20 protein-coding genes are annotated in these 25,454 nt (G+C 68.5%); 6 read left to right on the forward strand and 14 right to left on the reverse strand.

Features of this window, described 5'->3' with window-relative positions; all coding sequences use genetic code 11:
• Positions 1-9: 9 nt before the first annotated feature.
• Positions 10-1,479, reverse strand: coding sequence for a transcription termination factor NusA (gene nusA, locus RIA68_13625; GenBank protein MEQ8318482.1), 1,470 nt, complete (start codon positions 1,477-1,479; stop codon positions 10-12).
• 425 nt (positions 1,480-1,904) lie between these two features.
• Positions 1,905-2,918 (reverse strand): flagellar motor switch protein FliM, encoded by a 1,014-nt coding sequence (fliM, locus tag RIA68_13630; protein ID MEQ8318483.1) that lies wholly within the window; start codon positions 2,916-2,918, stop codon positions 1,905-1,907.
• A 231-nt stretch (positions 2,919-3,149) separates the two neighbouring features.
• Between fliM and RIA68_13635 the strand changes: the two genes are divergently transcribed.
• A complete protein-coding gene (locus RIA68_13635) occupies positions 3,150-5,213 on the forward strand; it encodes a cytochrome c biogenesis protein CcdA (protein MEQ8318484.1) in 2,064 nt (687 codons plus the stop codon).
• Between the two features lie 111 nt (positions 5,214-5,324).
• On the opposite strand, the gene RIA68_13640 is transcribed toward RIA68_13635, so the two are convergent.
• The 6 genes from RIA68_13640 to argC all read right to left on the reverse strand — a co-directional run bounded on the left by RIA68_13640 (position 5,325) and on the right by argC (position 13,232).
• Complete coding sequence (locus RIA68_13640) at positions 5,325-7,490, reverse strand: S8 family serine peptidase (GenBank protein MEQ8318485.1); 2,166 nt, start codon at positions 7,488-7,490, stop codon at positions 5,325-5,327.
• A gap of 257 nt (positions 7,491-7,747) precedes the next feature.
• Positions 7,748-9,169, reverse strand: coding sequence for an argininosuccinate lyase (gene argH / locus RIA68_13645; protein MEQ8318486.1), 1,422 nt, complete (start codon positions 9,167-9,169; stop codon positions 7,748-7,750).
• Positions 9,166-10,407 carry an argininosuccinate synthase gene (locus RIA68_13650; GenBank protein MEQ8318487.1) on the reverse strand — a complete coding sequence of 414 codons (1,242 nt, stop codon included), beginning with the start codon at positions 10,405-10,407 and terminating at the stop codon, positions 9,166-9,168. The genes argH and RIA68_13650 overlap by 4 nt, the downstream gene beginning before the upstream one ends.
• The gene (gene argF / locus RIA68_13655) at positions 10,404-11,372 is read right to left on the reverse strand and encodes an ornithine carbamoyltransferase (GenBank protein ID MEQ8318488.1); all 969 of its coding nucleotides are present in this window, start codon (positions 11,370-11,372) and stop codon (positions 10,404-10,406) included. The genes RIA68_13650 and argF overlap by 4 nt, the downstream gene beginning before the upstream one ends.
• Positions 11,365-12,189, reverse strand: coding sequence for an acetylglutamate kinase (argB, locus tag RIA68_13660; GenBank protein MEQ8318489.1), 825 nt, complete (start codon positions 12,187-12,189; stop codon positions 11,365-11,367). Before argB ends, argF begins: the two co-directional genes overlap by 8 nt.
• Positions 12,186-13,232 carry an N-acetyl-gamma-glutamyl-phosphate reductase gene (argC, locus tag RIA68_13665; protein MEQ8318490.1) on the reverse strand — a complete coding sequence of 349 codons (1,047 nt, stop codon included), beginning with the start codon at positions 13,230-13,232 and terminating at the stop codon, positions 12,186-12,188. Before argC ends, argB begins: the two co-directional genes overlap by 4 nt.
• A 144-nt stretch (positions 13,233-13,376) precedes the next feature.
• Between argC and RIA68_13670 the strand changes: the two genes are divergently transcribed.
• Positions 13,377-13,748 (forward strand): rhodanese-like domain-containing protein, encoded by a 372-nt coding sequence (locus RIA68_13670; protein MEQ8318491.1) that lies wholly within the window; start codon positions 13,377-13,379, stop codon positions 13,746-13,748.
• Between the two features lie 10 nt (positions 13,749-13,758).
• On the opposite strand, the gene RIA68_13675 is transcribed toward RIA68_13670, so the two are convergent.
• Positions 13,759-13,983: a hypothetical protein gene (locus RIA68_13675; protein ID MEQ8318492.1), complete on the reverse strand. Its 225-nt coding sequence runs from the start codon at positions 13,981-13,983 to the stop codon at positions 13,759-13,761.
• 374 nt (positions 13,984-14,357) lie between these two features.
• Here RIA68_13675 and RIA68_13680 point away from each other — a divergent pair, with 374 nt between their 5' ends.
• From RIA68_13680 to RIA68_13690, 3 genes are read left to right on the forward strand one after another with little or no spacing between them, the layout of a single operon-like run.
• A complete protein-coding gene (locus RIA68_13680) occupies positions 14,358-15,179 on the forward strand; it encodes a sugar phosphate isomerase/epimerase family protein (protein MEQ8318493.1) in 822 nt (273 codons plus the stop codon).
• A gap of 31 nt (positions 15,180-15,210) precedes the next feature.
• Positions 15,211-16,260, forward strand: coding sequence for a tRNA epoxyqueuosine(34) reductase QueG (gene queG / locus RIA68_13685; GenBank protein MEQ8318494.1), 1,050 nt, complete (start codon positions 15,211-15,213; stop codon positions 16,258-16,260).
• A gap of 6 nt (positions 16,261-16,266) precedes the next feature.
• A complete protein-coding gene (locus RIA68_13690; protein MEQ8318495.1) occupies positions 16,267-17,583 on the forward strand; it encodes an NAD(P)/FAD-dependent oxidoreductase in 1,317 nt (438 codons plus the stop codon).
• Positions 17,584-17,621: 38 nt separating this feature from the next.
• On the opposite strand, the gene RIA68_13695 is transcribed toward RIA68_13690, so the two are convergent.
• A complete protein-coding gene (locus tag RIA68_13695) occupies positions 17,622-19,430 on the reverse strand; it encodes a M14 family metallopeptidase (protein MEQ8318496.1) in 1,809 nt (602 codons plus the stop codon).
• Positions 19,427-21,439 carry a M14 family zinc carboxypeptidase gene (locus RIA68_13700; GenBank protein MEQ8318497.1) on the reverse strand — a complete coding sequence of 671 codons (2,013 nt, stop codon included), beginning with the start codon at positions 21,437-21,439 and terminating at the stop codon, positions 19,427-19,429. The genes RIA68_13695 and RIA68_13700 overlap by 4 nt, the downstream gene beginning before the upstream one ends.
• A gap of 73 nt (positions 21,440-21,512) precedes the next feature.
• Here RIA68_13700 and RIA68_13705 point away from each other — a divergent pair, with 73 nt between their 5' ends.
• On the forward strand, positions 21,513-23,075 hold the full coding sequence (locus RIA68_13705) for an FtsX-like permease family protein (GenBank protein MEQ8318498.1): 1,563 nt from the start codon (positions 21,513-21,515) through the stop codon (positions 23,073-23,075).
• Positions 23,076-23,191: 116 nt separating this feature from the next.
• Here RIA68_13705 and RIA68_13710 read toward each other — a convergent pair whose 3' ends face one another.
• From RIA68_13710 to RIA68_13720, 3 genes are all read right to left on the reverse strand, one after another.
• Positions 23,192-23,851: a hypothetical protein gene (locus RIA68_13710; protein MEQ8318499.1), complete on the reverse strand. Its 660-nt coding sequence runs from the start codon at positions 23,849-23,851 to the stop codon at positions 23,192-23,194.
• 130 nt (positions 23,852-23,981) lie between these two features.
• Positions 23,982-24,998 carry a CBASS cGAMP-activated phospholipase gene (locus RIA68_13715; GenBank protein MEQ8318500.1) on the reverse strand — a complete coding sequence of 339 codons (1,017 nt, stop codon included), beginning with the start codon at positions 24,996-24,998 and terminating at the stop codon, positions 23,982-23,984.
• The gene (locus RIA68_13720; GenBank protein MEQ8318501.1) at positions 24,995-25,453 is read right to left on the reverse strand and encodes a hypothetical protein; all 459 of its coding nucleotides are present in this window, start codon (positions 25,451-25,453) and stop codon (positions 24,995-24,997) included. Before RIA68_13720 ends, RIA68_13715 begins: the two co-directional genes overlap by 4 nt.
• Position 25,454: the final 1 nt, after the last annotated feature.

Here is a 25,454-nt window from a genome sequence, read left to right on the forward strand (position 1 = left end):
ACCACTGGATCAGCCGCCGAGGATCTCCGCGGCCCGGCTGTCGCCGTTGCTGTCGTTCCCCTCGCCCTCGGCTTGCGTCGAGTCGCCGCTGCCGGCAGACTCGCTCGCATCCTCGGACGAGGCCTGTTCACCACCACTATCCGATGCGCCGCCCGCGTCGCCTTCCGTTGCGTCGCTTGTGGCACCACCACCCGATCCACCGAGGATCGCGGCCGCCGCGCTGTCGGCGTCGGGCGCGCCCTCGGGGCCCAGCAGGTCCTCGCCCGCGGCGATCCGGGCCTGCTCTTCCTGGCGGCGCTTCTCGGCCTCTTCCTTCTCGCGGGCCTGCTCCTCGGCCACGATCTTCGCACGGTCGCTGGCCAGCTCGACGGCCTTGGCGGCCACCTCCGGGCTCAGCTCAAGCTCGGTCGCCAGCATCTCGGCGCCGATCTCCTCGACGTCGAACACGCTGATCATGCCCAGCGCCGCCAGGCGGTCGACCATCTGCTCGTCGATCTCGTCGACCTGCTGGAGCGTGGTCGACATGATCTCCAGGTTCTTGGTGAACTCCTCGGGCGTGAGGATGTCCACGTCCCAGCCGGTGAGCTTGGCCGCCAGGCGCACGTTCTGCCCGCGCTTGCCGATGGCCAGGCTGAGCTGGTCCTCGCGCACCACGACGGTCGCGCGGCCGAGCTCGAAGCACAGGCTGATCTCGGCGACCTCGGCGGGCTTGAGCGCGTTCTGGATGAGGATCTGGCTGCTCTCGTTCCAGCGGACGATGTCGATCTTCTCGCCGTTGAGCTCGTCGACGATGTTCTTGATGCGGCTGCCGCGCACGCCCACGCAGGCGCCCACGGCGTCGACGCGACTGTCGATGCTGCTCACGGCGATCTTGGTGCGCTGGCCCGGCTCGCGCGCCATCGCCTTCACCTCGATGATGCGCTCGGCAACTTCGGGTACCTCGACCTCGAAGAGCCGCTTGATGAAGTCGGTATGGCCTCGGCTGAGCACGACTCGCGTGGCCGAGCCGTCACGCTTCACGTCCAGGATCATCGCGCGGACGCGGTCGCCCGGGCTGAACTGCTCGCCAGGAATCTGCTCCTGGCGCGGCATCTCGCCCTCGCCGGCGTCGAGCGAGACGACCAGGCGCCCGCCGCGCTCGTAGCGCTGCGCGGTGCCGGTGACGATCTGCCCCACGCGGGTGTGGTAGCGGTCATACAAGCTCGTCTGCTCGTCCTCGCGGAACTTCTGGATCATGACCTGCTTGAAGGTCTGGGCGGCGATGCGGCCCAGGTCCTGCGGATTGAGCTCGACCGGCTCGCCGTGACGCGTCAAGGCGATCTCGCCGCTGAGCTGGTCGACCGAGCAGGCAAACTCTTCGAGATCGAGCGAGCCGAAGTGCTTGCGCGCCGCGCTCACCATGGCTTGCTCGAGGTCGGCAACCAGCACCGAACGCTCGACCTTGCGGTCGCGTGCGATCGAATCCAAGATCCTGAGCATTTCGGGGCCGTTCAACGTCCGCTTCCTCCGACGCCGCGAGGGGCGTCCTTGTCCGTGCTGTCAGCTTGTCGAGACCAATCCAACCAAACCATTCGGGCAGCGCTGTTCGCTCTGCCAACAACAACCCGGGCCACGAGCCGCTGAACGCGCCCATGACCCGGCCACAAGCCGCACGACGAGGGGCCATCCCGATCGTCGCTGGCGTGCAGATTGTGCCGAAACCTCACATCATCGGCAGCAACCCTTCCAGGCCCGGGCCATGCCATTACCCGTTCCGACACCAACAACGGGCGTGGGCGGGGGTCCGACATGAGTCCCGGCGTGGCTCATAGCAGCACGATGGTAGCGATCGGGGCCCGCGAGAGTCAACCAGAGCCGGCGGGCTTCGCACGATCCAAACTTGCGGCGTCCGGGGTCGAGGTGGCCTACACCCGGTCGGTCTGCGTCGTGGCTCGGACGACTCGGAGGGCCCGCTTGTTGCGGTGCTGGCCGATGTGGGCCAGGAAGGTCCGCTCGCCCTCGACGGCCAGCACCATGGGCCGGGTGGCGGGGGTCTCGGTCATGATCAGATCCCCGGCGGACATGGTCGCGAGGTCGCGCAGGCTGATGGTGGTGCGGGCCAGCACGCCGGCCACCGACACGCTGGCGCCCGCGAGCGTGCCGCTGACGGCCCGCTCCATGCTGGCGTACTTGGCCGACTGACTCGACGAGAACCAGTTCTGGGCGCTCACGGCCGTGATCACCGGCTCGATGACGTTGTAGGGGATGCACAGGCTCATGGTGCCGGCCCGGTTGGACATCTTGATCTCGAAGCCCACGACCACCACGACCTCGTTGGGCGGCACGATCTGGACGAGCTGCGGGTTGCTCTCGGTGGCCTTGATCTCGAAGGTCATCTCCTTCACGCCCGCCCAGGCCTCGCTCAGGGCGCCCAGGCCGCGGTTGGTCACGTTGCTGATGAGCCGGCTCTCGATGAGGGTCATGGGCCGCTGAGGGATGAAGAGGTCCTGGCTGGTGCCGCCCAGCAGGCGATCGATGATCGGGTAGATGATGAGCGGGCTCAGCTCCATGCAGATCTGGCCCTCGAGGATGCTGCTCTCGATGAGGTTGAAGCTCGTGGGGTTGGGCAGGGCGCTGATGAACTCGCCGTACGTCATTTGTTCGCACGTGGCGAGCTTGACCTCGACGATGGTTCGTAGAAAGCCCGATAACGACGCACCGAAGTTCCGCGCGAACTGCTCGTGCAGCGTCTGCAGGGCCCGCATCTGGTCCTTGCTGACGCGCTCGGGGCGCTTGAAGTCGTACGTGCGGACCTCGATCTCGTCGAAGTCGCGGAGGTGCCGGCTGAAGATCTGGGCCCGTGGCGGCTCCTGCTCGACCGCGTCGGAGTTCACCGCGGCAAGCAGGGCATCGACCTCGTTCTGGTCCAGCACGTCCATGGGGGCTCTCAAGCGAGGTCGAATGACAGAACTGGGGCGGCACCGGCCCCGTTGATCAAGCGGCGATCGGTCAGGGATCGGTCCCGCGGCGGGCGAGGCTTGAGGAACGAGCCGCAAGCGGCGGGCCAGAATCGCCGGTGGCATCCGGGAACACGCCCGCGCGGTGGCGGATTACACTGGGCACGCTCCAAAGACCCCGTCCCACGGCCCGCACGGCCCCGGAGAGCTCGAATGCGGCACGCGACCATCTTGGGCCTCATCGCCCTGCTTTTCGGACTCCTTTCGCCCGCGGCGGCCGCCCAGCCCGTTGGCTTCGGCGGCGATGTTGCCGTGTCGGCGACCGCGTGGTGGTCTCCCCGGCAGGCCGATGAAGGCCCGCTCGTGGCGTTCGTGGCCGTCACGCTCGACCACCCACCGGCCCTGCACAGCTGGCCCAGCGCCGACCAGGACGTGCTGCCCGAGGACGTCGCGTCCTTTGCCATCCGAACCGAAGCGACGCTCCAGCCCAGCCCGGGCGTGCTGGGCACGGGCGAGATCCAGTGGCCCAACCCCAAGCCCTACCCGGTGCCCGACCCGAGCGGCATGGGCGATCCGATCGAGGTGCCCGTCTACTCGGGCCGGGCGGTCGCGTTCATTCCGGTGCTGATCGATCGCGAGGCAGCCGGCCAGGCCCGCACGCTCGACCTCGCCGTGAGCTACCAGGCCTGCGACGACACGGTGTGCTACCCGCCCGAGAACGTGGACGTCTCTGCGAGCCTGGCGGCCTTCGGCTCGGGTGAAGTTCCGGCCGAAGCCGCAAGCCTCGAGCCACAGACCATCGATGCGGCCATCGGCCTTGCCGTCGCGGGCAGCAGCGCGCCCGGGGCCGAAGAGCCGGCCGCCGCCGATGAAGATCCCACAACCGAACCCGCGGCTCCCGCCCAGGCCGGCGCTGCCGACACGCGCAACAAGTTCCTCGGATTCATTCCCGTACCCAGCCCCGATTCGGCCGGCGGCATCGCCGTCGTCGTACTGCTGGGCCTGGTGGGCGGCTTCGTGCTGAACCTGACCCCGTGCGTGCTGCCGGTGATCCCCATCAAGGTGATGACGCTGTCGCAGCACGCGGGCTCGCCCGGCAAGACGCTGGTCCTGGGCATCTGGATGGCGCTTGGCGTCATCGGCTTCTGGATCGCGCTTGGCATCCCGGCCGCGCTGCTGGGCAAGGCCGTGGGCGCTATCTTCGGCATCTGGTGGTTCACGTTCGCCGTGGGCGTCATCATCGCCATCATGTCGATCGGCCTGATGGGCCTGTTCACGGTCCAGCTGCCACAATCCGTGTACAAGGTAAATCCCAAGGCCGATTCGCCCTGGGGCTCGTTCGTATTCGGCGTCATGACCGGCGTACTGGGCCTGCCGTGCTTCGGCCTGGTCGCGGGCGCGTTGCTGGCGAGCTCGACGGTCATCCCGCCGGTCGTCACGATGCTGATCTTCGGCGCTCTGGGCGTGGGCATGGCGTTGCCGTACCTGATCTTGTCGCTGAACCCCAAGTGGGTCGAGGTGCTTCCGCGCACGGGGCCGGCCAGCGAGCTCGTCAAGCAGGTCATGGGGCTGCTGCTGCTGGGCGCGGCGGCGTACTTCGTCGCGTCGGGCCTGCAGGCGCTCATCCTCGACATGCCGTGGATCGGACGCCAGCTGCACTGGTGGGCCGCGGCGGTGTTTGTCGCGATCGGCTGCCTGTGGCTCGCCGTTCGCACCATGCAGATCACCAAGAGCGTGCCGAAGCGAGGCATCTTCGGCGTGCTTGGGCTCGCGCTCGCCGCTGGTGCGGTGCTGTTCGCATACGACGTGACCGACAGCGCGAAGGCCGACTACCTCGAGCGTGAGGCGCGCATCGCCGAGGCAGCGGGCGACGGCGACGGCGTCATCCTGACGAGCACGTGGGTCGACTACTCGCCCCAGCTCATGGCCCGAGCGCGCGAAGAAGGTTACGTGATCGTCGTCAAGTTCACGGCCGACTGGTGCCTGACCTGTCGCGCGCTCGAGAGCGGCGTGCTGGGCGTCGATCCGGTCCTGTCACGCCTGCGAGAAGACGACGTCGTCATGGTGAAGGCCGACCTGACCAGCAGCGGCTTGCCGGCCTGGGACTTGATGAACGAGCTGAACCAGAATGCCCCGCCGGTGCTGGCCGTCTACGGCCCGGGCATCCCCGATGACTCGCCCTGGGTCGCCAACAACTACACCAGTCGCACGGTCCTGGACGCCATCGCCCTCGGCAAGGGTGCGTCGAGCACGGGCGAGATCGCGCAAGCGAAGTGATCCTCGCGGGCGCTCCGGCGTCTGCTTCGATGGAGGGCAGGACGTACGAAGCCCCGCACCGGCGTCAGCCGATGCGGGGCGGGTCCGTTCTTGGGCTTCGATGCCGCTTCGTCAGGAGCAGCCGACGACGAAGCGTGATTGGAACAGGATGAAGTCGAACATCGTGAGCACGCCGTCGCGATCGAAATCGGCGGCCAGGTCGCCATCAGTGAAGGCCGACTGAAAGCCCACGAAGTCGAAGATGGTCAGCCTACCGTCCTTGTCGAAGTCAACCCCGCAGATGGGGGCAACGCCACCACCCTGGATGACCAGCGAGAAGTGGGCGTCCATGCCCGGCGTCGAGAGATCCGAGTCTTCGTTGATTTCTTGCGCGACCACTTCGACGGTCCACACGCCCGCGTCGGCTCGCTCGATGAACACGTTCTCGATGGTGTCGACCTGGTTGCGGTCGCCGCCCGGCATTGAGTACAGCCCGTCGTGCAGGCCGACGTTGCCGTGGTAGACCGTGCCGTCGGGCGCGGTTACGCGGAGGTCGAGATCGTTGATGCGATGGACAGTCGACGCCGGGTTGCCCGCCGGATCGAGGTAGGCCATGGTCACGCGGAGAGGTGCCCCCTGCGGCGGCATGCCCACCGCGAACTCGGCGCGGTCGCCCCGTCGCAGCAGCGTCCAGGATTGATCGACCACGAAGAGAGAATCGCGTGCGTCGTACAGGCTCGAGACGCTCGGAGGGCCCCAGCCCTGCTCGTCTCGCGCGATGTCGTCGCTGATGGGCCAGGGCCGGGCCGTGTTGACCATGAGCGCTCGGGCGGTCGTGGCGCTGGGCCTGCTCGTAAACACGTCGCCGGCGGCATCGACGGCGTTGCCGAAGATGCCCTCGCTCCAGAGCTGGTAGAGGATCCCGAAGTGGCCCGCGACGATGGGCGTCGATGCGCTGGTGCCGTTGAAGACGGTGTACTCTCGCGGGCCGGCGCTGCTGGTGGTCTCGATGCGGTCGTAGAAGTGTGAGAAGTCGGGCTTGATGCGCCCATCGGCGGCGGGTCCGGTGCTGGCTGCCCAGTGGTAGTCGTCCACGCGGGTCAGCGTGCTCTCGTGGTTGATGCCCCCGACCGACACGATGTTCTTGGCCCACGCCTGCGGGCGCGAACGCCGGTCGCCCGAGTTCGACTGGCTCTGGGTGATGAGGATGTCGTTGTGGAACGCGATGTCGTCCATCTGGGCCGAGATCGTCGTGTAGTTCGTCGAGCGCGGGTCGCCCCAGCTGTTGGTCTGGAACACGGCGCGGTAGGGACCCTCGGGGTCGATCAGCTCGGCCGTGTGCTCGTAGCGCCCCGGCCCGGCTCCAAGGAAGCCAAGCTCCGGGTAGCTGGCGAAGATGCCCTGGCCTTCGGGCAGCATGCCGGCGTACCGCTCGTCGGCGTAGCCGTCGCCAAACACGATGCCGTAGACCGCAGTGCCGTGTGCGGTCACGGGCCCATTGGCGGTATGGATGATGGGGGGCCTGGCCTGGAAGTCCAGGTGGCTGGTGCGCAGGCCGCCGTCGAGTACCTCGCCACGAACGCCCTGGCCCGAGAAGCCCAGACCATGCAAGCGATCGCCGCCGCTGAACAGGCGAACGATGTCCATGTCGGTCTCGGGCGCGCCCTTCGCATCGATGAACAGAACTTCGGGGCGGTGCGCGACGGCGGCGAGCTCATCGAGGGTCATCGTCGCCTCGATGCGGTAGCCCTGCGGCTCAAAACCATGCACGACGCCGCCGAGCTCGGCGATGGCGTCGGCCACGGCGTGCTGGTCGGCCGGACCGCGGCCAAGCATCTGGATGGAGTATCGCGCGGGCGTCGCGTAGCTGCCGCCGATCGTGATGGCCTGGAGCAAGGGCTCGTCGAGCTTGTACGCGGGGTGGAAAGGCCCGACCCAGCGGACGGCGCCCAGCGTGCGCACGCGGGCGGCGGTGGGCGCGTCCATGCGCACGATGTACGCGTTGTGAGGAAGGAAGCGGCCAATGCGGCCGCCGGCTTCGGTGATCGCGGCGCGCGACGCGTCGGTGGCGCGGTCGCGCAGCTGCACGATGTACGCGCCCGGTGTTTCGGCGCGGAGCTCGAGCGGGACGGCGGGAATGACCTCCGCGGGATCGAAGGCGGCGTAGCGGAGCTGGAGGGTCTGGGGATCGTGCCGAGCGTCGATGGCGGGCTGGGCGAAAGCGGATAGACAGGCCAGCGGGAGCGTGGCAGCTAGGCAGGCCGCCCGCCCCCGCAACGCAGATGTTTCTGACAGCATCGGGGGAGTAGTCCTGGTGGGCCTGTGCGTCGGGCCTCCGAGCCATCGGCGCAGGTCAGGTTTTCGTTCGCATCGAAAGCGTCTCTGCGGACGCCGGTCGGCAATCGCACAGAGTAACGAGCCTTTGGCCCAAAACCGTTGAATTTTCCTGCATTCTTTTGGGTAAATAGGTATTCTGGGAGGATTACGCTGAGCGCATCTGCGTAAAGTCCGCCGGTTATCGATACCACCCCGATTGGGGGTGTCAGCACGTGCATCTAGCCGGCCTCGGCATCCCCTGATTCGTGGCCGAGACGGGCCCGGGCGGCGGCGACGGACTCGCGTACGCGAGCGGGGGCCGTGCCGCCAAAGGCCGACCGCTTCTGCAGCGTGGCCTCGATCGTGAGCACGCCGAAGACGTCGTCGTCGATCCGAGGATGGATCGCTCGCAGCTGCTCGAGCGAGAGTTCTTCCAACGGGAGCCCAGCCTGAAGGCCTGCGCGGACGGCCTTGCCGGCGACCTCGTGGGCTTCGCGGAAGGGCACGCCCTTGGCGACGAGGTAGTCGGCCAGTTCGGTGGCGTTGGCGTAGCCGGCGGCGGCGCGGGCGCGGCAACGCTCGAGGTCGAACGAAGTCGTCTCAACGACCATCGCGCCGATGCGCAGGCACATGCTCAGCTCGGCGGCGGCGTCGAAGAGGGCGGCCTTGTCTTCCTGGTTGTCCTTGTTGTACGCCAGCGGCTGGGCCTTCAGGAGGATGAGCATCTGGTTGTGGGCGCTCGCGATGCGGCCGGCCTTGCCGCGGATGAGCTCCAGCGCGTCGGGGTTCTTCTTCTGGGGCATGAGCGACGAGCCGGTGGTGACCTTGTCGCTGAGCTTGACCAGCGCGAACTCGGCGCTGTTGTAGATGATCATGTCCTCGGCCAGGCGCGACAGGTGGATGGCGCAGCCGGCGAAGATGGCGAGGGTCTCGAGCGCGAAGTCGCGGTCGCTGGCGGCATCGAGGCTGTTCGTACTGGGCCGCGCAAAGCCGAGATTGCGCGCGAGGCGGTGGCGATCGATGTCGTAGGCCGTGCCGGCAAGGGCGCCGCAGCCGAGCGGGCACTCGTCGACGCGGTCGAGCGCATCGTGCAGGCGGGCGCTGTCGCGTGCGAGCATGGCCTCGTAGGCGAGCGCCCAGTGGCCGATGGTGACGGGCTGGGCGGGTTGCAGGTGGGTGTACGCGGGCATCGGGTCGGCGGCGTGCTTCTTGGCCAGGTCGATGAGGGCGCGGCGGAGGTCGGTCAGCTCACGCCGGCGGACCTCGATGCACTGGCGCGTCCACAGGCGGAAGTCGGTGGACACCAGGTCGTTTCGGCTGCGGCCGGTGTGCAGCTTCTTGCCAAGGTCGCCGAGACGCTGGACCAGCTCGTGCTCGACCCAGGTGTGCACGTCTTCGAGGCCCGACTCGACGGGCGCGCCCGGCAGCGAAGCGGCGTGCTCGGCGATCTCGCGCAATCCTGCGGTGATGCGCTCGCACTCGTCCTCGGTCAGCACGCCGACGTCGCGGATTTCCTGGGCCCAGGCGCTCGATGCGGCGATGTCCTGCTGCACCATGTGCCAGTCGATGGGCAGCGAGTCGTTGAACCGCTTGAACAACTCGGCCGGCGGCTCGTCGAATCGGCCGCCCCACATCGACGCGGGCTTTGCGGAATCACTCACGGGATGATCCGGGCCGGGGCCTCGGGCTCCTTGACGTCGCGCTGCAGGCGCAGGGCCTCGACGCGTTGGGTGAGCGTCCACAGGCGGATGAACCCGCCCGCGTGCTTTTGGTCGTACAGCGGCGTGTCGCTGAACGAGGCAAGACCCGGGTCGTAGATGGCCGCGTCGCAGCGGCGCTGCTCGACGGTGGCGTGGCCCTTGAAGAGGCGGACCGAGACCTCGCCCGAGAGGCGCGAGGCCATCGACTCGGCCGCGGCGCTGATGGCCTGGCGCAGCGGCGTAAACCACTTGCCCGAGTAGACGAGCTCGCCGAAGGTCGTGGCCATGTGCTCGCGATAGCGGCGGACGTCGCGGTCGAAGGCGAGCTCTTCCAGGCCGCGGAGGGCGTTGACGAGGACAGTTCCGGCGGGGGTCTCGTAGAGCCCGCGGCTCTTGATGCCCACGCAGCGGTTCTCGATGATGTCGACGCGTCCCACGCCGTGGCGGCCCGCGATGTCGTTGAGTTGCTCGATGAGCTCGACCCCGCCGAGCGTGTTGCCGTTGAGCGCGACGGGCCGGCCGTCCTCGAAGGTCAGGCTCACGTGCTCGGGCTGGTCGGGCGCGTCCTCGATGTTCCGCGACATCATCCAGACGTCGGCGGGCGGAGCGTTCCACGGGTCTTCGATGGGGCCGCCCTCGTGGGAGATGTGCCAGAGGTTGCGGTCTCGGCTGAAGATCTTGGTGGCGCTGGCGGTGCTCTTGATGTCGCGGGCGGCGAGGTACTCGAGCAGGTCTTCGCGTGAGTGCAGGTCCCAGATGCGCCAGGGCGCGATGATCTCCATGTGCGGCGCGAGCGCGGCGTAGCCGGCCTCGAAGCGGATCTGGTCGTTGCCCTTGCCCGTGCAGCCGTGGCAGACCGCGTCGGCGCCGACTTCGAGGGCGTACTCGACCTGGGCCTTGGCGATAACGGGGCGCGCCATGGCGGTGCCGAGCTGGTAGGTCGTCTCGTACTGACAGCCCGCGATGAGCGTGGGGAAGACGTAGTCGTCGACGAACTCCTGCTTGAGGTCGGCGACCTTGCAGCTCTCGGCTCCGGTCTTGCGGGCCTTCTCGATGACGCCCTCGAGCTCGTCCTGGCCCTGCCCGACGTCGGCGACGATGCAGTGCACCTCGAAGCCGTAGGTCTCGACCAGCCAGGGCACGATGGCCGAGGTATCGAGGCCGCCGGAATAGGCAAGGACGACCTTGCGCTGGGTCATGGGTTGGCTCCGTTCTCGCGCTGGTTGCCCAGCAGCATGGTCAGCAGTGCGTTCTGGGCGTGCATGCGGTTCTCGGCCTGCTCGTAGACGAGCGAGGATTCGCCGTCGATGACCTCGTCGTCGACCTCGACGCCGCGGAAGGCGGGCAGGCAGTGCATGAACTTCGCTGGCTCGCGGCCCTCGGAGGCTTTGGCCATCGCGGCGGCGGTCACGCGGTAGCGCTGGAAGGCTTCGACGCGTTCGTCGCGCTCGCTCTCGCTGCCCATCGAGACCCAGGTGTCGGTGTAGACCACGTCGTGGCCCTCGATCGCGGCCGGATCGGTGGCGAGTTCGACCGCGCCGCCGGCTGGTTCGGCGCGCTCTCGGGCGAGCGCGAGCACGGCCGGCTGCGGCTCGTAGGCGCTGGGCGCGACGATGGTGACGCGAGCGCCCAGCGCGGCCATGGTGAGCACCAGCGAATTACAGACGTTGTTGCCGTCGCCGATGTAGGCCACGCGGACGCCTTCGACCTTGCCGCAGGCGGCACGGATGGTCATGGCATCGCCCAGGGCCTGGCACGGGTGCTCGTGATCGCTCAGGGCGTTGACGATGGGGACGCGGGAGACGCGGTCCATCTCTTGCAAGACCACGTGGCGGCGCACGCGGGCGACGATGGCGTCGGCGTATCGCTCGAGCGTGCGCGTGAAGTCGACGATCGACTCGCGGTCGCCCAGGGGCGAGGCGGACTGGTCGAGGTAGGTCACGTCGGCGCCCAGTCGCGAGAGGCCGACGTCGAAGCTCGTGCGCGTTCGGAGGGAGGGCTTCTCGAAGACGAGCGCGACGGCCTTGTTCTCGAGCGTGCGCTTTGGCGCGGGCCAGGCAGCGCGCATCTCGTCGGCCAGGTCGATGACGGCGCGGATGGCGTCGGCGTCGAGCTGGGCCGAGGAGAGCAGGCTCTTGGGCATGGCTGCCGGCGCGTCAGCCATTGCCCGCCCCGAGCGAGGCGGGCTTGCCGTCGCGGATGATGGTGCCGCCGGGGGCGCTGGGGTCTCGCCACCAGTCGGCGTCGGCATCTGCCCAGGCGGCGATGCGCACGGGCGCGTGCAGTCGGGCGGCCATGTCGACGGCGGCGCGCACCTTCACGATCATGCCGCCGGCGATGATGCCCGAGTCGATCAAACGCTCGATCTCGGCGCGGTCGAGCTGCTCGATCAGGCCGCCGTCGGCGTCGAGCACGCCGGGCGTGTCGGTGAGCAGGACGAGCTGGCTGGCGCCGAGCGCGACGGCCACCCCCGCGGCGGCGTCGTCGGCGTTGACGTTGAGGGGCTGGCCGTCGTCGTCGGCGCCCACGCACGAGACGACCGGCAGCACGCCAGCGCCCATGAGGGCGATCAGCCCGTCGACGTCGTGGGCGTCCTCGCTGGGTTCGACGATGCCCACGCGGCCCAGGTCGACGCCCTCGACGGGCTCGTGCAGGCGGCAGCGGATGCCGGCGCCGGTAAGGGTGAGTCCGGCACTGGTGACGTCTCGCGAGAGGAGAGCGCCGGTAAGGGCGTGGTTCACGTTGCCGCCCACGGCCGCGACCATCTCGCGCATGGTCTGGTCGTCGGTGACGCGGAGGCCCTGCACGCGCCGTGCCTCGATGCCCAGCCGCTCGAGCCGGTCGTCGATGGCGTTGCCCCCGCCGTGCACGATGACCAGGCGCTCGTGGACGGCGAGCTTGGCAATGGCGTCGATGATGGGCTCGCGGGCGGCGGCCGCGTCGACGCCGCGACCGCCGACCTTGACGACGACTGCGTTCATGCGATCTCCTCTGGCGTCGTGGCGTGGTCGGAGGTCAGGCCGGCTCGTTCGTCAAGGCCCAGGCGGATGTTGACGGCTTGCAGCGCCTGGCCCGAGGCTCCCTTGAGCAAGTTGTCGAGCGAGCAGGCCAGGACGGCGTGATGCGACTCGGCGTCGTACGCAAGCGCGATGTCGGCGTAGTTGGTGCGCTCGACGCCCGCCACGCTCGGCCACTGGCCCTTGGGCAAGAGGCGGACGAAGTGGGCGTCGGCGTAGGCCGACTCGAGGCACGCACGCAGGCTAGCTTCGGTGGTGTCGGGCACGAGGTCGACGTGCACGAGCGCGAGCATGCCGCGGAAGAAGGGCGCGACGCTGGGCGTGAAGAGCACGCGGACGCCGGCGTGGGTCGAGATCTCGGGCTGGTGGCGGTGGGCGAAGACGTTGTAGGGTCCGAGGCTGACCTCGCCGAACACGGTGCGTTGGTTGGGCGCGCGTCCGGCGCCGCTGATGCCGCTGACGGCGTCGATGACGATCGCGTGGCCTTGGGCGAGCAGGCCGCCGGTGATCACGGGCTTGAGCGGCAGCAGGCTGGCGGTGGGGTAGCAGCCGGGGCACGAGAGCAGGTCGGCTTGCTGGATGGCTTCGCGGTTGTGCTCGGGCAGGGCGTAGGCGGCGCTTTCGAGTAGGTCGGGCGCGGGGTGCTCGAAGCCGTAAGCGGCGGGGTAGCTGGCGGCGGGCAGGCGGAACGCGCCAGAGAGGTCGGCGACGACGGGGCACGGGCCGAGCAGGGCGGGCGCGAGGCTGGCGCTGGCCTCGTGCGGCGTGCAGAGGAACGCGACCTGCGGCGAGCAGGCGAGGATGGCGTCGGGCTCGCCCGAGGCGAAGACGGCGTCGGTCCGGCCGCGGAGGTCGGGGAAGACGTCTCCGACGCGCTGGCCGACGCTCTGGCCGCCCGGCGACGCGAAGACGCCCGCGAGCTCGAGCCGCGGGTGGCCCAGCACCAGGCGGATGAGCTCGAGCCCGGTATAGCCGGTCGCGCCGGCGATGGCGACGGGGATGCTCATCGCGCCGGAGTCTCTCGGCGGGCGAAGCGCGGCTGGAGGCGGACGGAGGGGCTCATCGCGCCGTAGCGTATTGGGGCGGGCCGCCCACTGCAAGCGACGCGGCCGCGCCCGCGGGCGGCGATGGCCCGCCAGGAGAGCAGCGCAATGAAGCACTCGGCGAAGTTTCTGGCGATCGTGGACGATGCTCGCAGCCGCATCGAGGAGTGCACCATCCGCGACGTCGAAAACATGCGGGCCGACGGCGAAGCGTTCGAGCTGGTCGACGTGCGTGAAGAGAGCGAGTTTGCGAAGGGTCGGCTGCCCGGCGCCCGGCACATCGGCAAGGGCGTGATCGAGCGTGACGCCGAGGCGAAGCTGCCCGACCCGGACGCGAAGATCGTGCTGTACTGCGGCGGGAGCTACCGATCGGCCCTGGCGGCGGACAACCTGCAGAAGATGGGGTATCGCAACGTCGTCTCGATGGACGGCGGCTACCGGGGCTGGACCGAGGCGGGGCTGCCGACCGAGACGACCTGAGCGAATCTGCTCAGCGGCCGTCGCGGGCGACGCGCGGCTCGTTCAGGGCCGGGGGCGTGGCCTGCCAGACCATGGGGGCGTACGCCCGGGCCTTCGGGGGGCCATCGGGACGCGGACTCGACGAGCAACCACCGAGCACGCAGGCGCCGCCGAGCGCAAGAAGACCGAAGAGCACCGTGCGGAGTGCGATGCGGTCGTCATTGGTCGTGCGTGTGGTGCGTTGAGTCATGCTCATACGGGCGAGTGCGTCCTTGCGGGTGGTCGAGCGCATATCGGTGGAGTCGTGTCGCGGGGCGCGGCTGAACGAGCTTGCGTTCCCGGTTGCCGCTGGGCCATCGGTGGGGCCGATCATCGGACGAATGCTCGCCCGTGCGCCCGTAGAACTGGAAGAAGTCGCCCCGTCCCTCGGTCCGCATCGTCGTTGACCGGGCTGGGGTGGGTCGTACGATCCTTGCCGGCGTGCGGTTCACCAGGTGTTTATCGGGACGACGCCGTACGTGTTGTCCCTAGCTGTCTGCCCCAGGACCGCCGGCGATCCGGCACGAGGACCGCTCCATGATTCGCACGGCGTTCAGTACGGTTGCCTGCCCCACGTGGACCCTGCAGCGCGTGGCCCGCACTGCGGCCGAGCTCGGGTTCGATGGCGTGGACCTGCGGACCTTCGGGTACGACTCCCGCACGTTCGTCTGCGACCCGCTCATGACCAGCGCTCGAAAGGTTGCCAGCACGTTCGGCGACCTCGGCGTCGACGTCTGCGGGTTGGCAACGTCGATTTCGCTCGATCACCCGATCCGGCCGCACGTCGTGGGTCGGACGTTCCTGTTCGACCAGGAGCGCGTGACGCGGCATGCAACCCGCATGGTGGACTACGCCGCGATGGTGGGCGCGCCGTATTTGCGTGTGTTCGGGTTCGAGGTGCCCGAGGGCGAGAAGCGGACGACCTCGGTCCGGCTGATCGCGAACCGCCTCGGCGCGATCGCCGACCATGCTCGGCACCGCGGCGTGACCGTCGTGCTCGAGAACGGCGGCAGCTTCCGGACGGCCGACGACCTGCGCGAGATCGTCGACATGGTCGACAGCCCGCAGATGGCCGCGTGCTACAACAACGCGGTCGGGCACGCGGCCGGTGATGATTACGCCAAGGCCGTTCGCACGCTCGGCCGCCGCATGAAGTTTGCCCGGCTCAAGGACGTGGGCAGCGACGGGTGCGTGCCGCTGGGCAGTGGTCAGAGCGACGCCGAGGGCTTCGTGAAGGCGCTGCGGTCGTACGGCCACTTCGATGGCTGGCTTTGCTACGAGTGGGATCGTGCCTGGAACGACTCGCTCGCACCGGCCGACGACGTGCTGCCCGAGGCGATCCGCACGATCTACGGCTGGATGGGCGCGACCGGCAGCAAGCCCGGTGCGCGGCAGGCGGCCGGGGCGGTCTGACGCCACGAACCGCCGCGAACGCACGAGCCTTGTGCTGCAGCACTGCCGCGATCTGGGTTTCGCGCTGGCTGGCATCGCACCCGTTCAGCGCATGAAGCACGAGGCAGAGATGCGGGCGTGGCTTGCCGACGGCAGGCACGGCTCCATGGCGTACCTCGCTGAGCATGCCGACCTCAAGGCCGATCCATCGCGGCTGCTCGAGGGCGCGACGTGCGCGATCATGGTCGCCGACCTGTACGCGACACGAAATGAGCAGCCGGATGACGTTGCCGACGGACACGGACGCATCGCCCGGTATGCGCGCGGTCGCGACTACCACAAGATCATCAAGAAGCGTCTGCACGCCCTGTGCGATGAGCTGGCCGAGCGCTGGCCCGGGTCGCGCACGCGGGCGTTCGTCGATACGGCGCCGGTGCATGAGCGTGAGCTGGCTTTGGCGGCCGGGCTCGGGTGGATCGGAAAGCACACGCTGGTAATCCACCCGAGGATGGGAAGCTGGATGCTGCTGGGTGGCGTGCTGACGACGCTCGAGCTCGACGTCGATGAACGGGAAGAGCCAGATCATTGCGGTACGTGCACGCGGTGCATCGATGCGTGCCCGACGGACGCGATCACGCCCTACGCCGTTGATGCTTCCCGATGCATCAGCTACTTGACGATTGAGCGTCGTGAGCCGATCGATCCCGGCTTGCAGCAGGGCATCGGAAACTGGATCTTCGGTTGCGACGTGTGCCAGGACGTGTGCCCGCACAACTCGCCTCGGAACACGGAGAACGGAGAAGCCAACGAAGCGTACCAAGGCACGCGGTCGTCGTTCGACTTGGTCGAGGTCCTCGGTTGGGACGAGGACGCGCGGCGCCGCGCGTTCGCCGGCAGCGCGATGAAGCGGTCGAAGCTGGGCATGATGCACCGCAACGCCGTGATCGCGGCTGGCAACGAGATCCGGCGCCTCGGGGCCGGGCATCCGGTGGCTCGGAGGATGCTGGAATCGCTCCGCAGCGTGCGGGATGACCACTCGTTCGATGCAGAGGTCCGGTCGCTGGCGGCCGCAACGCTGGAGCGCTTCGGGCGTTTGCTATGATCGTGCATGCCTGAAGACAACCAACGCCCGGTGGTCGTGATCGTGGGCGGCGGCTTCGCGGGACTGGAGTGCGCACGGGCACTCAAGCGAGCGCCCGTCGACGTCGTGCTCGTCGATCGGCGCAACCACCACCTGTTCCAGCCGTTGCTGTACCAGGTCGCGACGGCGGCGCTCTCGCCGGCGAACATCGCGGCGCCCATCCGTCGGATCATGCGTCGGCAGCGCAACTGCACGGTGGTCATGGGCGAGGTCGAGTCGGTCGACGCCGAATCGAAGGTCATCACCATCGACGGCCGCGAGCGGGCGTACGACTACCTCGTACTGGCATGCGGCATGCAGCACAACTACTTCGGCCACGACGAGTGGGAAGCCGTCGCACCGGGACTGAAGTCCATCGATGATGCCCTCGAGATGCGACGGCGGGTGCTCCTGGCGTTTGAGGCGGCCGAGGTGGAAGCCGACGAGGCGGCAAGGCAGGCCGAGCTGACGTTCGTGGTCATCGGAGCCGGACCGACGGGCGTGGAGCTTGCAGGCGCCATCGCCGAGATCGCCACGCAGTCGATCCCACGGGACTTTCGACGCGTCGACACGACCGCGGCCAAGGTCGTGCTGGTGGAGGGGGCCGACCGCGTGCTTCCGGCGTTCCATCCGGATTCATCCGAACGGGCGCAGCGGAGCCTCGAACAGCTCGGCGTCGAGGTCGTTCTGGGGACGATGGCGTCGACGATCGATGACAAGGGCGTCACCATCGGACAGGGCGACGACGCTCGACGGATCGATTCGCGCTGCGTGCTCTGGGCGGCGGGGCTGAAGGCCGAGTCGGTGGTCGATGGCCTCGACGTTCCGAAGGACGATTCGGGGCGGGTCGAAGTCAAATCCGATCTTTCCGCGCCGGGGCATCGGAGCGTGTTCGTCGTGGGCGACCTGATGGCCTACGAAGATCCGAAGCTGGGCGAGCAGGTGCCGGGCGTGGCGCAGGGCGCGATGCAGTCCGGTCGTTTCGTGGGCAAGCTCATCGCCGGTGAGGTCGGGGGGAAGTCGGTCGAGGAGCGGCCGGCGTTCCACTACTTCGACAAGGGCTCGATGGCGACGATCGGTCGGGCACACGCGGTGGCGGAAATCGGGCCGATGCGATTCGGCGGATTCGTGGCGTGGGTGTTGTGGTCGGTCATCCACGTCGCGTTCCTGATCGGATTCCGGAATCGCTTGATCGCACTCATCGAGTGGTCATGGCTCTACGTCTCGTGGAGCCGCGGCGCCCGGCTGATCACCGGTCGCAGTGCGCAGCCCGGCCCAGCCGAGCGCGCTGACGCGCTCGGCTAGGCGGTAGGAATCTTGGACGGGTGTGAGCCGGGCAGGTATTAGCGGCCGAGCGGGCGGGGGCTGGGCTCGCTCGTCGCTTCGAGCGTGAACATGCGCTCGAGGTCCTTGGCCTTCTCGGCTTCATAGCGGAGCGTAAAGGTCGCGCCCTCATCGCCGCGGACGACGTAGCGCACGATGGCTTGGTCCATGCCGCCGATGCCCTCGTTGAGCTGGATGCGCTCCGGCTCGAAGCGGACCTCACGCATCTGGCGGTCGTTGAAGTCTCGCAGTTGGCCGGCGGCGACGACCTCGGCGCCTTGTCCTTCGAAGAGCATGAGGTCGTTCTGCCCGATGTTGTTTCGTCGTGCGAGGCTCAGGCGGGTGGGGATGTGCCGCTCGTTGCGCACCGCGACGTCGACCTGCCAGAGGCCGGGTGAGCGTTGCTCGATGTCGACGCGGCCGAAGCGCAGCAGCGGCATCTGCCGGGCGTGGAACATGGTGAAGGCGAAGTTGCGGTGGGCCTCTTCTTCGAGTAGGAAGGGCGGCGTCTGCCGCGAGCCCCAGCGGTTGCTGCCGCCGACCAGGATGGTGCCGAACTCGGGATGCTCGACTTCCGTGTAGTCGGTGAACTCGTTGCCGAAGACGACGTGGTCTCGCCAGAGCCACTGCTGGTCTTCGGTTTCGCGGGCGGCCTCGCCCTGGAAGCGCTTGGCGTTGATCCACAGCTCGTTGGTGAAGCTGACGATGCCCAGGGACTCGGCCATCCACGTGACCTGACCGCCGTGGACGTTATAAAGATCCTCCCAGATGACCCAGTCGCGGTAGTAGGGGAGCATCTGTGCGCCATCGGTGGCGATGGCGTCGTAGACGCGCGAGTCGGTCCGGTCGTAGAGGTTCGCGCGGTAGCTCGTGCCCGGGCCGCGGAGGACCATGCCGCCGGTATTGTGGTAGCTCTGGCCGGCGGCGATGTTGGGATGGTCGATGATGAAGCGGCCGATGCCGTGGGTCTCGGGCGCGCTGAAGGGGTAGGGGCCGGCGCCTCGCTGCGTGTACGTCGGCTGCCAGTCGCCCGGCCAGTTGCGGTTCATGTCGTCGGCGAAGACGGTGTCCTCGTTGATGCGGCCGTCGCCGTCGTTGTCGATGCCCTCCATGCCGAGGTATTCCCAGTCGCCCTGCTGATCAGGGCCCACGCGGGTAAAGCGGCGCGGGTCGTCCGGGTCACGGCGCCAGCCGCCGCCGACGCGCTCACGCCACATCTGGGTGATCGAGCCGTCGCCGTCGAGGTCGTCGTAGCCGTCCTCGTCGATCAGGCCGTCGCCGTCGTTGTCGACCGGACGCTGGTTGGTGCGGCTGGAGTTCGGTGAGTTTGGCTCGTCGAACCACCACGCACGGCCGTCGGGGTTGGCCACGGGAACGAAGTAGAAGCTGGAGTTCTCGAGCAGCTCGGTGAGACGCTCGTTCGTGCCCTGGCTCTCGAGCAGCTTCCACATCGAGTACAGCACGGTCTCGGCCGCCTGGACCTCGTTGCCGTGGATGTTGCCGTCGATGTACATCGCGGGCTTGTCGGTGTGGTCGCCGGTGGCCGGGTTGTTGACGATGGCCAGCCAGACGTCGCGGCCCTGCAGGCTCTTGCCCAGGCTGCGTAGCTCCAAGAATTCGGGATACGCCTCGGCCATCCGCCGCAGGATGTCCTCGACCTGCTCGAAGTCGTAGTAGCGGTTCCACGCGATATCGAGCGTGTAGTTGGGGTTGTGGCGGTGTGTGCCGTCTTCGGCCGCGGACGGCGACTGCTGGGTCTGTGCGAGCGCCGGTGCCGCCGCAAGCGCCGCGAGCATCGCAGCGGTCTTGAGGTTGGGGAACTGCTTCATCGGTTGCCTCCCTGCGGCTGCGTCTGGGCGATCTCGATCTCGATGTCGGTCGAGCCGAACTCTTCGCTGCGGAACTGGGCGTTCAGCGTGTCGCCCTCGTTGGCAAGCACGAGCCACTCGGCCCGCATGGTGCCGCCGGGCGCGATGCTGCTTGCGCGGTTGATCGTCGAGCCGCTCAGGAGCGTGTCCTGCGGCACGTCGAGTGCGAGTACGAGCGGTGCGAGGCGGCGAGCCTTCACGCCCATCGCCGTACGGGTGGGCAGCTCGCCCTCGTTGTGGATCTCCATCGTGATGCGCCACACGCCCTCGCCGACCTGCTCGACGACCGGGTCGTCGATGGCCAGGCGCGGCATCATGGCGATGAGCTGCTGCACGAATTCGCCCTGGGTCTCGACGATGCCCTCGACGGCGTCTTCGGGTGCGTTGAGCTTGAAGCCGGGCACGAAGCCGCCGACCTCGACGCTGCCGAGCTGCGGGTGGTCGACGCGCTCCCAGTCGACGTAGCCCCCGCCGACCTCGTCGGCGTAGGCCAGCCACTTGGCGTCGTCGGAGCCGCCGCCACCACCGCCTCGGGCGCGGCGGGCCGGGCGTCTGGCCTCGGGCCGGGCTTCCTGGGCCATCGGGTCGGGCGCGCCCTGGGCGATGGTCATGATGCGCTCGCGCGTCGCGGCGGGCAGGGCCTCGAAGGCTTCCATCCGCTCGGCCTGCTCTTCCGGGCTGAGGGACTGGACTTCGGCCATCGCGCCCTGGATGCCGCTCTGCGTCAGCTCGAGCTTGTAGTCGCCGATCATGACGAACGGCGGCTCGTCCGGTGCCACTTCTTCGGCTTGCGCGTCGGCCTCGCCGTCCTCGGCTTCGTCCTTGGCCTGCTCGGGTCGCTGCCAGGGGTTGGTGGCGATCGTTACCAGCCCGAGGTGGGCGTACGACCAGCCGGCGAAGGAGCCGTCGAGGCCGAGCTTGTTCGCCTGCGAGAGGCCGGTTGCTTCCTTATACATCCCGCTCAGGCGGTCCATGAGCTCCTTGTCGGCGCTCTCGAGCCCCTTGGGCACGCGGCCGGTCTGGTCGTTGCCGCTGGCGGCGGGCACGTTGATGATCGTGTCGTGCGGGCCGTAGACGATGGCGGCCATGACGTTGGGCCTACCGAGCAGCCAGGTTGCCAGCGCCTTGCTCTCGGACTCGCTGAGCGGGTAGAGGCCGCTGTCGTTGCCGAACTCGGGCCAGCGGAACGGGAAGTTCTTGTTGAGGTCGACGCCGCCGACGCCGTCCTCGCCCATCCTGCCGTCGCCGTCCTGGTCGGCGGCTTCGGGCAGCATCGCGTGCGTGGCGACCTCGCCCTTGCTCGCGTTGGCGCGGCGGAGCAGGCGGGGATTGTCGGGGTCGACGACGTGGGTGAGCTCGATGCCGTACTTGGGCACCGCGCGGTCGAGGCGCATCATGGTGCTGTGGCCGTCGCCGTTGAGGTCGGCGGGTCCGTCCTCGTCCATGCGGCCGTCGCGGTCGCCGTCCTCGGGCGTGCGGGTGCCGCCGGGGGCAGCCGTGCCCAGGTCGTCGCGGTCGCGGGCGTCGCGGTTGACGCGGGGGATGACGTAGGCCGTCGCGTGGGCGAGGTCGGCCTCACGCTCGAGCACGCCGACCAGCTCGCGGGCCACCATCGGGCCGGTGGTGTGCCGGCCGTCGATGCCCGCGACGATCAGCAGGCCGGGCTTGGCGTCGGGGTCGCCCTCGCCCTGGCTGACGCGGTACATATAGATGGGCTGGTCGCTCGCGGTGCTGCCGATCCGGAAGCGATCGACCGCGAGCACGCCGCCGGTTCGCTCGGCGGCGACGATGCTGGAGGCCGTGGGCGTCTCGGTGAGGATGGCGCGCGGCGGCTCGCTGGCGCGGGGCGGGTGCGCTTCGGTGGCGTGGGGCTGCTGGGTGGCGCAGGCGGCGAGCCCGGCCAGCAGCACGAGCGGCGCGGCCCGCAGCAGCGGGCCGGGTCGGCATGGCGGTGGTGTCAGCGGCTTCATGGGGGCACCATACCCCCGATCGGCGGCCTCGGTTACGCGTTACCGGGCCGTCGCGCCCCTCTACACTGGGCCCATGTACGCCGCCGTGCTGGCCCGAAAGTACCTGACGACCAAGGCCATCCCCCTGCTGGCGGCGCTGGCGGTCACGCTGAGCGTCGCGACCGAGCTCATCGTGTGGTCGGTCATGGGCGGGTTCCTCACGATGCTGGTCAACGAGGGCCGCAAGACCGACGGCGACCTGCGGATCACCTGGGAGCACGTGGGCTTTGGCTACTACGACGACCTGGTCGACCGCCTCGAGGCCGACCCCGCCATCGCGCACGCCACGCCCATGATCGAGACGCTGGCGATCCTGGGCATGCCCGACGATCGGCCCGTGAGCGTGCGGCTGCTGGGCGTCGAGGCGGCGAGCTACGCCGACGCGACGGTGTACGAGCAGAGCCTGTACTGGCGGCCCATCGAGGGCGGCGACGAGCCGGTGGAGCTCGACGAGAACGGCGACCCGCTGCTGCGCGACCCCAGGATGGAGGCCCAGAACGAGCGAGACCTGGAGCGCTGGCTGGCCGAGGGGCGCACGCTGCGGACGCCAGGCGGCGAGCCGGCCATGGTCACGGGCATCGCGGCGACGGGCTGGAACTGGCGGATCGTGCCGGGCAACTTCTACGTGCCGCGCATCACCGAGCAGCGGCTGCCGCGCGGGGGCGTGCGCATCGACCGGTCGTTCCTGCCCGAGCGGACCGTGCGCTTGACCGTGCTGCCGCTCGGCCAGGACGGCGCGGGCGCGCTCGACCTGCGGACCATCGAGTTTCCGATCGCCAACGAGCTGGCGACGGGCAACTATGCGTACGACTCGGCCTTCGCGCTCGTGCCGCTCGAGGCGCTGCAGGACCTCTTGCAGATGGGCGCCGCCCGTCGGATCGATCCGGCGAGCAACCCGTTCGCGGTCGAGGTCGGCCCCGACGGCGTCGAGCGCCCGGTGCGGCCGACGATCCTGGGCGAGAGCCCGGCCCGGGCGACCGACGTGCTCGTGCGCGCGGCCGAGGGCGTGACGACCGCCGAGCTGCAGGAGGCCGCCGAGCGGGTGTACGGCGAGTTTGCCGATGCACGGCCGGGCGAGGTCCCGAGCATCCGGTCGATCGCGATCCAGACCTACGAGCAGCGCAACGCGATGTTCATCGGGGCCGTGCAGAAGGAGACGACGCTGGTCCTCTTCATCTTCGGCGTGGTGAGCCTGACCAGCGTGTTCCTGGTGCTGGCGATCTTCTGGGCGATGGTGAGCGAGAAGACGCGGGATATCGGCGTGCTGCGCGCGATCGGCGCCTCGGGCACGGGCGTGGCCGCGGTCTGGGTGGGCTACGGACTGGCGATCGGCATCGTGGGCAGCGCGCTGGGCGCGGGCCTCGCGGCGCTGGTCGTCACGAACATCAACCCCATCCACGAGTGGCTCGGAAGGGCGCTTGGCGTGCAGGTGTGGGACCCCAACGTCTACTACTTCACGACGATCCCGACGGACCTGGATGGGTTCAAGTTCGTGGTGATCGTGACGGGCGGCATCGTGGCCAGCGTGGTCGGCGCGCTCGTACCTGCGGCCAGAGCCGCATGGATGGACCCCGTGAAAGCGCTGCGGTTCGACTAAAGAAAGGAAGGGCCGACCGAAGCCAGCCCTTCCCTCTCTACTAATCCTTCAATCTACCAGCCCTACGGCCTTCTCTACCTCGACTCGTCGGGGCTCCGCCGCGACGAGTCGAAACTTCATGCCGCCTTCGCTTCGAGCTGGCCGTTGCCGCCGATGGCGAAGCGCACGGTGATGGGCACGGTGCCGGGGGTGACGGTCTCGCCCTTCTTGGCGCGGACGACGTAGCTGGCCCGTTCGGTGCCGGCGGGGATGGTGCTGTCGACGAAGCGCTTGCCGTCGGCGAAGGCGATGTCCTGGTAGGCCTGCTGGTTGCCGCCGGTGGGGGTGATGGCCCGGCGGACGATGTAGGTGGTGCCGGTCGAGACGCTGCCCTTCCAGGTGAGCTCGAGGCTGCCGTCGTTGAGGAGGTCGAACGCCACGTCGCTGGCGTCGACCGGCGGGATCGACGCCGGGTCCTTGGGCTCGGGGATCTGGGCGAGGGTGAACAGCTCGGGGTTGCCGGTCTGCTCGGCCGCCACGCGGATCTTCTTGATGAGGTCGGCGCCCAGGTCGCGCATGGCCTGGATGGCGATGTCCTGGTTGGCGGTCGCGGTCTTGGACTGCTCGGCCTTGAGCTGGGCCTCGGTGTACCGGGTGCGCGCCGTTCCGGTCAGACTCGTGAGCTGGGCGGTTTCTTCCGTGGTCAAGTTGAGCGTCGCAGCGTTGGCCTCCCAGATGGGGGCGCGCTGCTCGAAGAACTCGATGTTTTCGACCTTCTTGCGAGGTTGCACGGGCATCGGAATCCCTTCCATCACGCGGAACCCACGGCGTGTGCGCGGGCGGCGGGGAGAGTCCCCGTCGCAGGGGGTTCATCGAGTGGTTCGCGGGGCGGCTTTACGGTCTGTACGGATTGTGGTGAAAATTCTCTTATCGGGCCAGCATCTCCGACGCGCCATCCGGCTCGGGCTCAAGGCTGGCTGGCACCGCCCCGAGGGGTTCGGCGGGGACGTTTAAGAAACGTGCGGCAACTTCGTCGCAGCGTTCTTCAGCTTTGGTCTCGCCAAGTGTGCGGAGGCCATGCAGGCAAGCAGCGCTGGTGTCGTCCATCCCGAATCTGCCACGCTCCACCTGCTTGTCGATCTCGACGATCGCGTCGGGTCCGAGCATGATTCCCGCAGTGTTGATCGCCGCCCTTCGCTGCGCCTCCATGATGATCTCGTGCAGCCGTGATGGGCCGAGAAAAAGGTACGGAAGCCATCCACCGTTGAGCGCCCACCGGCTGGCCGTGACCGCTTGGTGGCACGTCCCGACTTGGAGGATGTCGAGGTCTTGCGGGCGTTGGTTGAGCTTGCCCACCGCTTCGGCAATGCCGACAACGATCGGGCAGTTGGCCCACAGCCCACCATCAAGGTGGTAGCGGCCGTCGATCGCCAGATGGGCCGGAAAGAACACCGGCGCAGCCGAGGTCGCAAGCCCGACGTCCCACGCGGGCAGCAGGTAGTCGCGTGTGTAGTCGGCGTGGTGCCGTGTCTTGTAGCATCGTGGGTTGCTGGCCTCGGCATACATGGCGTTGATGACCAGGCGGCTGGTCGATTCCCTGAGGAGTTCGTCTTCGCCCAGGAGCTTTTTGAGCGCTTCTCGAAGCTCGTCTTGCTGGTGCTTCGGTCGGCGGAAGCCGAGCGGGTTGGCCAGCTTCTGATACCAGCGGCGACCGGAGAAGATCTTCTCGCCATGTTGAAAGTAGAAATCGCGGATGTCGGCGGCCGAGTGGCCTAGACCCAGCCCCAACGCGATCAGCCCGCCTGTTGACGTGCCCACAATCAAGTCAAAGTGATCTGCCACCCGCTTTCCAGTGAGCTCTTCCAGCTTTGCCAAGAACGAGGCGCTGTACACGCCGCGAATGCCGCCGCCGCTGAGGCTGAGGATGCGAAACTTCTGGGTCATGATCCGGTCTCCAGATGAGCTTTGGTGATCCGTCGAACGACCTCATCCGGCATGGGCGGCCCGCCGCCCTTCCAGTCGCCGGTGATGAGCCAGTCCTCGTAGTAGAGGAGCCACAGCGAAGCCCAGGACGCGGTCGTGTCCGCGATCGACCGATCCGGCCCCCATTCGTCGCCATCGGGGTCGTACAAGCAAAGCGTGCCATTCTCGTTGAGGTGTGGCGTGACCTCACCGTGTTTGAACTTGACCGGCTCGGGGTCGACGACGAGTACATATGGGCTGATGCCGTACGCGTATCCGACACGCACGATGTATGAACTGCACCAGGCCGCCGGACGCAGGCGCAATTCGGCAATGAGCACTCGGTCCTTCGCAGAACGATCGGTCCAGACCTTGTCGCCCGGAAAGCGCGCGCGGAGCAGGCGCGCCTGCTCAAAGATGGACAGGGGCTTGCCCACG

This window comes from Phycisphaerales bacterium (assembly GCA_040217175.1).
Taxonomy (GTDB): Bacteria; Planctomycetota; Phycisphaerae; order Phycisphaerales; family UBA1924; genus JAHCJI01.

Bases quoted from the DNA above. Each gene is read 5' to 3' on its own strand.
- nusA (MEQ8318482.1), bottom strand. From the start codon at position 1,479: ATGCTCAGGATCTTGGATTCGATCGCACGCGACCGCAAGGTCGAGCGT.
- fliM (MEQ8318483.1), bottom strand. From the start codon at position 2,918: ATGGACGTGCTGGACCAGAACGAGGTCGATGCCCTGCTTGCCGCGGTG.
- RIA68_13635 (MEQ8318484.1), top strand. From the start codon at position 3,150: ATGCGGCACGCGACCATCTTGGGCCTCATCGCCCTGCTTTTCGGACTC.
- RIA68_13640 (MEQ8318485.1), bottom strand. From the start codon at position 7,490: ATGCTGTCAGAAACATCTGCGTTGCGGGGGCGGGCGGCCTGCCTAGCT.
- RIA68_13650 (MEQ8318487.1), bottom strand. From the start codon at position 10,407: ATGACCCAGCGCAAGGTCGTCCTTGCCTATTCCGGCGGCCTCGATACC.
- argF (MEQ8318488.1), bottom strand. From the start codon at position 11,372: ATGGCTGACGCGCCGGCAGCCATGCCCAAGAGCCTGCTCTCCTCGGCC.
- argB (MEQ8318489.1), bottom strand. From the start codon at position 12,189: ATGAACGCAGTCGTCGTCAAGGTCGGCGGTCGCGGCGTCGACGCGGCC.
- argC (MEQ8318490.1), bottom strand. From the start codon at position 13,232: ATGAGCATCCCCGTCGCCATCGCCGGCGCGACCGGCTATACCGGGCTC.
- RIA68_13670 (MEQ8318491.1), top strand. From the start codon at position 13,377: ATGAAGCACTCGGCGAAGTTTCTGGCGATCGTGGACGATGCTCGCAGC.
- RIA68_13675 (MEQ8318492.1), bottom strand. From the start codon at position 13,983: ATGAGCATGACTCAACGCACCACACGCACGACCAATGACGACCGCATC.
- RIA68_13690 (MEQ8318495.1), top strand. From the start codon at position 16,267: ATGCCTGAAGACAACCAACGCCCGGTGGTCGTGATCGTGGGCGGCGGC.
- RIA68_13695 (MEQ8318496.1), bottom strand. From the start codon at position 19,430: ATGAAGCAGTTCCCCAACCTCAAGACCGCTGCGATGCTCGCGGCGCTT.
- RIA68_13700 (MEQ8318497.1), bottom strand. From the start codon at position 21,439: ATGAAGCCGCTGACACCACCGCCATGCCGACCCGGCCCGCTGCTGCGG.
- RIA68_13705 (MEQ8318498.1), top strand. From the start codon at position 21,513: ATGTACGCCGCCGTGCTGGCCCGAAAGTACCTGACGACCAAGGCCATC.
- RIA68_13710 (MEQ8318499.1), bottom strand. From the start codon at position 23,851: ATGCCCGTGCAACCTCGCAAGAAGGTCGAAAACATCGAGTTCTTCGAG.
- RIA68_13715 (MEQ8318500.1), bottom strand. From the start codon at position 24,998: ATGACCCAGAAGTTTCGCATCCTCAGCCTCAGCGGCGGCGGCATTCGC.